General features: G+C 31.4%; 10 protein-coding genes. 2 read left to right on the forward strand and 8 right to left on the reverse strand.

Annotation, left to right across the window (positions count from 1 at the left end):
* Positions 1-591: 591 nt before the first annotated feature.
* A complete protein-coding gene (locus SB773_RS29430) occupies positions 592-900 on the reverse strand; it encodes a TIGR04104 family putative zinc finger protein (protein ID WP_410593723.1) in 309 nt (102 codons plus the stop codon).
* Between the two features lie 416 nt (positions 901-1,316).
* Here SB773_RS29430 and SB773_RS29435 point away from each other — a divergent pair, with 416 nt between their 5' ends.
* Positions 1,317-1,526 (forward strand): hypothetical protein, encoded by a 210-nt coding sequence (locus SB773_RS29435; protein ID WP_002192166.1) that lies wholly within the window; start codon positions 1,317-1,319, stop codon positions 1,524-1,526.
* Between the two features lie 488 nt (positions 1,527-2,014).
* Here the strand turns inward: SB773_RS29435 and SB773_RS29440 are convergent, their stop codons facing one another.
* The 4 genes from SB773_RS29440 to SB773_RS29455 all read right to left on the reverse strand — a co-directional run bounded on the left by SB773_RS29440 (position 2,015) and on the right by SB773_RS29455 (position 4,826).
* A complete protein-coding gene (locus SB773_RS29440; RefSeq protein ID WP_410593725.1) occupies positions 2,015-2,443 on the reverse strand; it encodes a helix-turn-helix domain-containing protein in 429 nt (142 codons plus the stop codon).
* A gap of 380 nt (positions 2,444-2,823) precedes the next feature.
* Positions 2,824-3,072 carry a hypothetical protein gene (locus SB773_RS29445; RefSeq protein ID WP_002192158.1) on the reverse strand — a complete coding sequence of 83 codons (249 nt, stop codon included), beginning with the start codon at positions 3,070-3,072 and terminating at the stop codon, positions 2,824-2,826.
* A gap of 217 nt (positions 3,073-3,289) precedes the next feature.
* Positions 3,290-3,898: a DUF3967 domain-containing protein gene (locus SB773_RS29450; protein WP_002192157.1), complete on the reverse strand. Its 609-nt coding sequence runs from the start codon at positions 3,896-3,898 to the stop codon at positions 3,290-3,292.
* A 442-nt stretch (positions 3,899-4,340) separates the two neighbouring features.
* Complete coding sequence (locus tag SB773_RS29455; protein ID WP_002130387.1) at positions 4,341-4,826, reverse strand: DUF6241 domain-containing protein; 486 nt, start codon at positions 4,824-4,826, stop codon at positions 4,341-4,343.
* A gap of 705 nt (positions 4,827-5,531) precedes the next feature.
* On the opposite strand from SB773_RS29455, the gene SB773_RS29460 reads away from it, so the two are divergent.
* Positions 5,532-6,425 carry an alpha/beta fold hydrolase gene (locus SB773_RS29460; protein ID WP_410593728.1) on the forward strand — a complete coding sequence of 298 codons (894 nt, stop codon included), beginning with the start codon at positions 5,532-5,534 and terminating at the stop codon, positions 6,423-6,425.
* A gap of 161 nt (positions 6,426-6,586) precedes the next feature.
* On the opposite strand, the gene SB773_RS29465 is transcribed toward SB773_RS29460, so the two are convergent.
* The 3 genes from SB773_RS29465 to SB773_RS29475 all read right to left on the reverse strand — a co-directional run.
* Positions 6,587-6,895: a TIGR04104 family putative zinc finger protein gene (locus SB773_RS29465; RefSeq protein ID WP_048557823.1), complete on the reverse strand. Its 309-nt coding sequence runs from the start codon at positions 6,893-6,895 to the stop codon at positions 6,587-6,589.
* A gap of 626 nt (positions 6,896-7,521) precedes the next feature.
* Positions 7,522-8,211: a Rep protein gene (locus tag SB773_RS29470; protein ID WP_410593730.1), complete on the reverse strand. Its 690-nt coding sequence runs from the start codon at positions 8,209-8,211 to the stop codon at positions 7,522-7,524.
* Positions 8,212-8,455: 244 nt separating this feature from the next.
* On the reverse strand, positions 8,456-9,512 hold a 1,057-nt coding region (locus tag SB773_RS29475; protein ID WP_410593732.1), incomplete at its 5' end, for a mobilization protein.

Genomic DNA, 9,512 nt, shown 5'->3' on the forward strand with positions numbered 1-9,512 from the left:
ATAAATGTTTTCTCTGTTATTATGGCTTAATGAACTTTGGTGAGATTGATTAAATGAGATAGAGAACAACATAAAGTGCCACCACTTCCCCTAGATTAATTGATACAATAAGTCTAGCAAGGCGACGAAATTGTGTCAATTGACGTAACCCTATACTTATTTTGACACTACGTATCAAAATCGATAGGGGTCTGCGACGCTTTTCGGCGTTGCCGAGCCATGTTCTACATGGCAAAAACCAAACCTTGGGCGTTGCCCAAACCCACTGGGGAACTCTTCCCCAGACCCCCTTTTATCCAACTCCCCAACCCCTCAATCCCTGAGGGGCTCCCTCGCCGATTGGCAGGCCAAAACGATGGGCGTTTTGGTTCTGCAAGAGGGTTGCATAGTGAGTATGTCAACTCCTTATCCTCCCGCTCCCTTTCGGGTTCGGTCCGGTACCGTTGACATACCTCATGCAACTACCTCTTATCTAGTTCCTCACTAACCCTTTATAATTCCTTTACAAAAACACCAAAAAAACAAAAAATCCCTCAAACAAGCCAAGGGACTTTTAAAAATCAAAATCACTTTGTCTATATTCTCATTTCATCAAAACAGAGCTTCTTCATTCTTTGTTACCTCAATAAGAAATGGTACCACTAACATAACTAAAGTAGAGTAGATAATTAATAGAGAAACAGATATTATCGTTGAAATTTGTAGAGCGATCAAAATTACGAATAAGATAGGGAGAAGTGCTACTAAGAGAAATATCCTCTTTTTAGATTTAGGAGTAAAGAATAATTTATGCTGGCATTGTGGACATTGTAAAGGGTCTTTTTTTGCAATCATCGTTTGCTTAAATGTCTGTATCCAAGAAAGTTTATGATTACAATTAATACATTTTGGTAACTTCATTATCGTTCACCGCCTTACAATTATTTACAGAAAATTATAAAGGTATATTTTACAATTTAAAAGAGGTAATGTGTGCCCCTTGTTTTTGGTATGTTCGGCTTGGCGATATGCTCATACCTACCGAATTTCGGAGTGTAATGGAGAAAATCTCTTTTGACTTAAATTAACCTTAAATAATTAGACTATTGTTATCATTTATGAAAGTAAACTTTTGAATATTTGTTTACATTAGAAATTGAAATATATTATATATATACTGAAATTATGAAATTAAGATATAGTATATACACAGATACAATTATTAATTTTGTTCCCCAATATTCCGTCTAAGTAAACCAGGGTGAAATTTTTTTAAAGAATATATAGAAAATAACAATGTTTTATCTGTATGATTTTTTTATGAGGAGGAAACATTTTTGTCTTTATATAAACAATTATCAGATGCTCTTTTAGTAGGTTTTTTTATAGAAATTAATAAAAACATAGAAAAAGGAATTCTTTCAACAGCTATGTATCAAGAAATAGATCTCATTAAAACTGAAATGAAAAAACGAAACATTTCAGAAATAGATTCACAAAAGATTTATCAAGAATATATACAATCTCAAGATAACCTTATTAATTAAACATTTAATATCCCGAAATCAATATTAAATTAACCGTTTGTGGTAAAATATGTATTAATTATTTAAATATATAATAGGAAGGAGACTTGAATGCAACCAAAAAATTTAACATCTTGGAATTTCAAAGATAAATTAATCTTTTTATTTTGCTTTATTTTTCCTCTGATAGGGCTTATTTATATTCTTATTAACAGAAAAAAGTGGAATAAACAAGAAACAATTTTATATCTACTATTTGCTTTAATAAATCTTTCTCTAACTATAACAGTAACATTTATCACTCGTGATTTTTGGATAATCACACTACATTATATAATCAGCATACTCTTAATCACTTATTTTATTTTCACTAAAAAAACAAGTAATAATACCCCTATTTAAATTAAAAAAGAGTCCTATTAATTTAGAACTCTTTTTCTTGGTATGAAAGTAAACTTTTAGATATTTGTTTACATAAAATAAAAAGAAGATCAAACTAGAAAAACAATCTAGTTCGGTCTTCTTTTTATTTTAAATTCATTAATGATTGCTTTTTTTACATCACTATAAAATACCATCATCAGCATTCCCAATATAGTTATAAATAAAGAAATTCCTTCAATTCCAATAAATATCCCTATAAATATAAGAATAATACCTATAAAAAAGCCAAAATCATTTTCATCCTCATCGTCCTCACACTCATCCTTATCCTTTTTATCTAACTCCTCCCTAGCATCCTCTGATCCCTTTATTAACTCATCAATTGTTACTTCATATAATTCACTAAGTAAAATCAAATTATCAATATCAGGATAACTTTTATTGCTCTCCCATTTATAAACAGCTTGTCTAGTCACTCCAACCTTTCGAGCCACATCTTCTTGTGAAAAACTTTTTGATTCACGAAGCTTTTTCAATTGCGAACCTAAATTCATATTATTCACCTCTAAGAAATCATTACATATAAACCCTTAATCAATAAAGAAACCATTAATCTAATACATGTAAACTAATGGTTTACATATTTAAATCCTTACTAAATCACCCTCTATATTTAATTAATACAATGTTATCAGAAATCAAAAAAAGAATCCCATAAACATAGGACTCTTTTTTACTTTTCTCGAATGTAAACTTTTCAATATTAGTTTACTTTCAAATCCCCTTAAACATTGAATTTATTGCAACTTACCTATTCCCCTCAAAAATGACTAGAAAAGTATACATTCAAATGACCATGAACAAAGAAAAAAATACACTCAAATAAAAAAATACATAAAAAAAACCAGTTAAAAAACTGGCTTTTTTCATCAAACTATACAATATTTTTAGCTACAATTTTGATATGTTCAGGAGCAATAATATCTTGAATAGTTTCCTTTAAATCTTCAAATAACATTTCTTCTAGATTCGCCAAAGGAACTTCAAATGTTACAGATTCTACGGTTTTAAGATTTAATAAAGAATAAACTTCATTTTTTTTAATAACTAAGTATTGATTTTCCTCTGTCATAATTAAACAGCCTAATTGGATACCTAACATACGTTTATCTTCAAACTTCATAACATAATACCTCTTTTATAATTTGCTAAAACAACAAATTTATCATATAACAACTATACTAATTTAAACAATATCATAAAAAAGTTAACATAAAATCCGATTATCAGTAGTATCCAAAAAAGCTCAGGGTTCTCATATAAATCTAAGCTTTACTTTTATATTCATTTTTCTATATTTTTTAGAGTTGGCGAAAAATAATTAATCAAATTTCAATAGATTATTTCCAAAACTCATACCATTTCTTATCTTTACTTGCTGCAATCATCTTCTTAACTTCCTGGACTTCCCTTATTGTTTGCATGAGCATTTCATCGCGTCCCTGGTTCTTCGCTACGTCTTCACTAGTATTCGTCGCTATAAGCGTTTGGGATTCCTGTATCGTTTGTATGGCGCTCAATAACTCTGATTCTCTTTGTGCAAATCGCTGGTCTTGTTCAACTAAACGTCTGTTTAATTCTTGTAGTAATTCATTTTGCTTTTCAATGACCTCATTTTGATCTTGAAGCATCATCTGTAGCGTTGTAGCGTTGAAATTCGGTTCTTCATAGCGCTCAATTTCGTGTCGCTCTAATGGCAATACCTCAACGCCTTGATGCCATGATACTATTTGTTTTGTGGCGTTTTCTAATGTTATGTCTGTGTCGTTCTTTAGGTTGATAACCTTGCGAAACACCATTACATCACTTTCTCTATACTTCCTATGCCCACGTTCATTCTTTATGAAAGTATAACCCTCTTTTTCTAGTACATCAGCATACTTACGTAATGTACTAGATTGGATACCTAATTGCTCTGCCACTTCGCCAGGACTATATAACGTCTTCATAGCGTCTCACCTCAAAAATATATTCGCTATAGCAATGATATACCCTTTTTCCTAATAATTCACGTATCACTTGTTTTAAATTCTTTTTTATTTATAGGGTGTTTTTGCCCAAATCCCCGAAATGGGGGAATTAGCTTAATTCATTAGAAATTTATACACTATGTCATAAAGTGTACTTTTTGACATAGCTGAAAAACTAGGATTTTTCGTTTCAAAAATACAACTTAATAATATTTGAAATATGTCAATGTAATTGTATATATTTTGAAACATATATTTTTTAAAGTAACCCCAAATCCTTATTTATAAGGAATTTTCACGATATTTTTTTCTTATTCCCCCTTTTCGAGGGGATGGGCAAAAACACCCAATTTGCAACATTTCACCTATAAACACTAAAAACAAACAAAGAGCGATTTTTTCACCCTTTGTTTGTTGTAGATTATTTATTTAATTCAGCTTTTGCTTGTTTCAAGAGATACTCCTTTTCTTGCTCTGGCGTAGCCTCTTTATATGCTTTACCGTCGTTCCCATCTTTCCACTTACTCAACATATTATGCTCTTTAACTATTTGAGAAAAATCCCCGTGTTCCCATCGATCGATGATCATACGATACTCTCCTAAATGCTTTACATACATTGGAGTGCTTTTAGTGATTGCCTCTTTTACTTCTTGAATATTCTCGGCACTCATTTTGATAAAGCCCTCTTTCTTATCGGATAACACCTTTTGATTAGTCATTTTGAGCATTGTATCATTTATGCGTTTTTCAGCTTCCACTGCCACTTCGACTTTTTCCCCTTTAACCGAGTTGATCATTTCCTCCTCTTTGTGATTCCCGAGGTAATCCCCAACTTTAAAACCTGTTAAAACACCGATCGCTATACAAAAAATTAAAATCAATGATACTTTCGTTATTTTTCTCATTTATTAATCCTCCTTTACTATGAAGAGCCATTTGCAATATAACTTTTATAGAGCAGCTCGACATTTGCGCTCTTTAATAATTTAAGCATAAATTCTATGTTCTTTTTAAAAACAGGTATAATTTATCAGTGCAGTACAACAATTCCTTATATGATCCTTTTTTCCTTTTCTAATAGGTAACCTGCGCTTTCAACCAATTTGATTTCATCAATAAGAGAAAAAACAGTCTTTGATATATTAGGTGTCAATTACAATTGTACCATTTCTAAAGATCGAGCGGCTTAATTGAAAAAAACAAACCCCATTAGGATTTATGATGTATGTAAATTCTTAAATAATCTACACCACTCCCCTGAAAATTTCCTAAGTCTTAGTTTGATAGTGATGGGGTATCGCCAGCATTTCGGAAAAAAACCACGCTAAGAGTATGCAAGATTTTATACAGTTTTTGGGCTAATACAGTAACAAACAAGAGCCCTGAACCCACGCCAGGACAAGAATGTATAAAAAGATGAATAGGGTTATAGAAAAAGAAAAAGGCGAATCCCTACTTTCAAAGGGAATTCGCCTTTTTCTTGCTACCGATAATAGGACGTTATGTTAACTGAACATGTATAGAATATACAACAGGGATTTCAATCTTTAAATAAGAATCTAATACATATAAAAATAGAATCTATAAAATCAACATAAGGTGGGAAAATAGTGATTACTAGTAAACTAAAAGATGGCGAACAATATCTTATACTTCAGGGGATAAAACACTGGTGTAAAATTGCAGGATCTAAACATAACACAATTCCTTTAATTATTGTTCATGGTGGTCCTGGTGGCAATCATTATGTATTTGAACGAACAATAGGAGTGAAACTAGAAGAATTTTTAACAGTGATTTATTACGAACAAAGGGGATCGGGCCGTTCTCAAGCACCAAACAATGATAATGACTATTCTATAGATACTCTTGTAGAGGATTTAGAGGAATTAAAAAAAGTATTAGAAATACCAAAAATACATTTATTGGGTTATTCATTTGGTGGACAATTATGTCTAGAATATGCTTTGAAATATCCTAAATTTGTTGAAAAATTAATATTACAGGCACCGTCCATAGGAGATTATGAACGCATGTATAACATTCAATTAAACGGTTTTTCAGCAATAGCACAAGGTGAAGTTAAACAACGTATAGATACTCTATGTAATTCAAAAATATCCTTAAAAGAAAAATATAATCAAGTTTGGCAATTAGTTGATACAGACACAGTGGATAGCTTGTTGTTTATTGATCAGAAATTTGCCAAACTAAATCGTAGTTTGTGGGAAGAAAGTAGATTAATTAATACAGGAATAGTAGCAAAAACTCTCTTTGAAAATCAACCATTTATACCACTTATTGAACGTGTAGAGAATATTAAAGTTGATACATTAATCATTGTTGGAAAGCATGATCGTAATACTGGGATTGAAATTAGTAAAGAAATAGCAAACAACATTGAGAATTCTCATCTTGTTGTATTTGAACATAGTGCACATTTTCCTGATATTGAGGAAACAAATAAAGTTGTTAAAACCATTAAAAAATTTTTAATAAACTAACTTCCAATAACGAAAATTATGTAAATAAGCTGTCCGTATGGGCAGCTTATTTTGTTTTTTGCTTAGCATAGTCTTATTTTTGCCTTTTTGACGAAAAAGCCCCTCAGGCAAGCCGAGGAGCCATTTAAAATCAAAATCACTTTACCTATATTATCATTTCATCAAAACAAAGCTTCTTCATTTTTTGTTACCTCAATAAGAAATGGTACCACTAACATAACTAAAATAGAGTAGATAATTAATAAAGAAACAGATATTATCGTTGAAATTTGTAGGGCGATCAAAATTACAAATAAGATAGGGAGAAGTGCTACTAAGAGAAATATCCTCTTTTTAGATTTAGGAGTAAAAAATAATTTATGATGGCATTGTGGGCATTGTAAAGGGTCTTTTTTTACAATCATCGTTTGCTTAAATGTCTGTGGCCAAGAAAGTTTATAATTACAATTAATACATTTTGGTAACTTCATTACAGTTCACTTCCTTACAATTATTTACAGAATATTGTAAAGGTATATTTTACAATTTAAAAGATGTAATGTTTGATTTTTCCCCTTGTTTTTGGGTGTGAGTGCTGGCTAGTCGTGTGGGGACTAACCCCCACGAACTTAACGTAACTGAATATAGAAAAAGCTGACTGTTTTGATCGATGGATCTAGGCGGTTCGGCTGGTATAATTGCTAGTTCAAGTCGAACAACCTAAATCCTCGTTTTTGGTATGTTCGGCTTGGCGAAAGCTAAAAACCAGCCGAAAAAAGTTTTGCAAGGACATAATAAAAAAAGAAAAGCGTTAGCTTTTAGGTGAGGATTAACGAACCGACTTTTTTTATTATGAAGGTGGAGATTTTTGAGCGTTGTTTGCTCAAAAATACTACCTGTTCCTTACGGAACTTTTAGCCCTTTAATAATAGTGATAATAGAGACGATTACTAAAAAGTGCTATAAATCCAGTTATACCAAGGGTTTATAGCACTTTTTGGGGTGTGACGTTTTCGTCACACTTTTAACCCTTTTTGTGACGTTTTCGTCACACCTAAAAAATTACAAATACGTTATAAAACACATAAAAAAACAGACTGTATCAACTTGATACAGTCTAGAAAAATCTAGCTGGCAATTTCACCTTTTTGCCATTTTGATCTTTAAGATTTTTCAAAGAATGTTGAAACAATCTCATTGTCAATTTATCAAGTTTCACTTCATTTTTTCGAGGTGCACAAATCATTATGTAAGGATTTATTATCCATGTTCTAGGGCTTACAGTACGACCATTTTCAATAATTTTTCCAGCACCTTCTGGATTAAGTAAAATCTCTTTTTTCTTTAATGAATTCATAACCAAAGAAGTTTTTTCTCTTGATTTCCCTATCATTACAGCAATCTCAGAAACAGTTGCGGCTTTTGGTAATTCAAAATCATCCTCAACGTTATTTCGTTTCCTTTTAAATTTATCATCTCTACAAATAATGACATTACTTCTAAATTCCAAATAAGCTTGAATTCTAAATAAAAAACTTTCTTCTGCTTGAGTTAAATAACCAATACTATTCAATAAATCTAAATTTCTATGCATTACTTGATTAAATGGTTCACCAGCAAATGGATCTTTATTAGTTCCAACGTAATGATCTTCTCCAGTTAATTCTTTTAACTGTTGTAAAAGAGATTTTTTAAGTTCTTCAGCTTGATCCCTTTGTTTTCCATTTTTCTCAAAATCTCTTTTTCTAGCATTTCTATTAGCTTGATTTAAAGCTTGTCCTAAAGTTTGTTCATTTTCATCTTTCATTATGTCAATTCCTCCTCTAATTGAGGGAATCAACAAAAACACCTATTTTTTGCTATTTGATTATGAATCAAATTATGATAATCTATAATCAGATGAATAACTTTAGGTATTTTTGCTGAAATACCCTTTGAAACGAGTCATGCTGGAACATGGCTCGTTTTTTTAATTTTATCACACATATTCTCTCAAAAGGTTATCAAACAAAGTTTCCCTAAAAAAATCACTAACTTTTTCAAAAAACCTTCTAACGCTCCATGTCATATCCTCTCTGTCTAGTCATTTCTCTCTTATGTTCATCCTCAAATTGATTACTTACACCCTTATTATCTAATTCATTTTTCACAATCCCTCTAAACGCCTTAAATTTCTCTTTAAAGACTTTTTTTGTCTGTTGATATAAAACCTTTATGTTTGCCTGTAAATCTTTTATATGAACCTTTAACAAGCCTATTTCTTTATTTAATGCACTAACTTCTTTTTGCAACTGATTTTTTTCCTGTTTCAATATTCGATTGCCTTCCATCCACCCCTCCGCATGTACTTTTAAACTCTCATTCTCTTTCACAAAATCTGTTTCTTTCAAACGCTCATAATCTTTTTTGATAGTAACCGCTGCATTCACTTGTTTTGTAACTTCTCGCATTTGTTCTGGCGATAACACATAATTTCTTGTCTGTTTCTTCGTGATTTCAGCTTTTCCAAACATTTTATCCTGTACTTCTACTACTACTTCTTTACGTAAAAATGGAATTTTAACAGGTTCATCTGGCACTTGATCCGTAGCACTATCTAATTCTTTTTGCATTTGTTCTACTCTTTTTTCTAACTCTATATGACACTGGCCAATTAGCTGTAGCTTTTCACTTTCACTCTCTACTTGTTGTTTCACTACCTCTAATTCTTTGTACTTATCAACGACATCGCTTTCCAAACTCTTTTTCACTACTTGTAATTCGTTTGTTTTCTCTTCAACATTTTTTAAGTTATGGTCAATCGTTTGTAACTGCGTCTCTTTTTCTTGTACTTGATTCTCAACAATTGATTTTGTTTCTGCATATTCCTTGTATTGACGGACTTTCATGTATTTATGTGAACCTACATTGGCACGTTCAAAATTTGGAATGTGTTCTTTCGCTAATTTCTCAATATAGGCCGTTTCTAATTCTCTCCAATGTGCAATTAACTTTCTTCCCGTTCCCTCTACACCTTGTTGCTGCAAAGCTCTATCCATTCCGACACGCCTCGTTAATCCTCGACTACTTTCGAAATTTGGTACATAGTTAATATGTAAATGCGGATTC

Source organism: Bacillus sp. SIMBA_074 (assembly GCF_046534555.1).
Lineage (GTDB): Bacteria > Bacillota > Bacilli > Bacillales > Bacillaceae_G > Bacillus_A > Bacillus_A mycoides.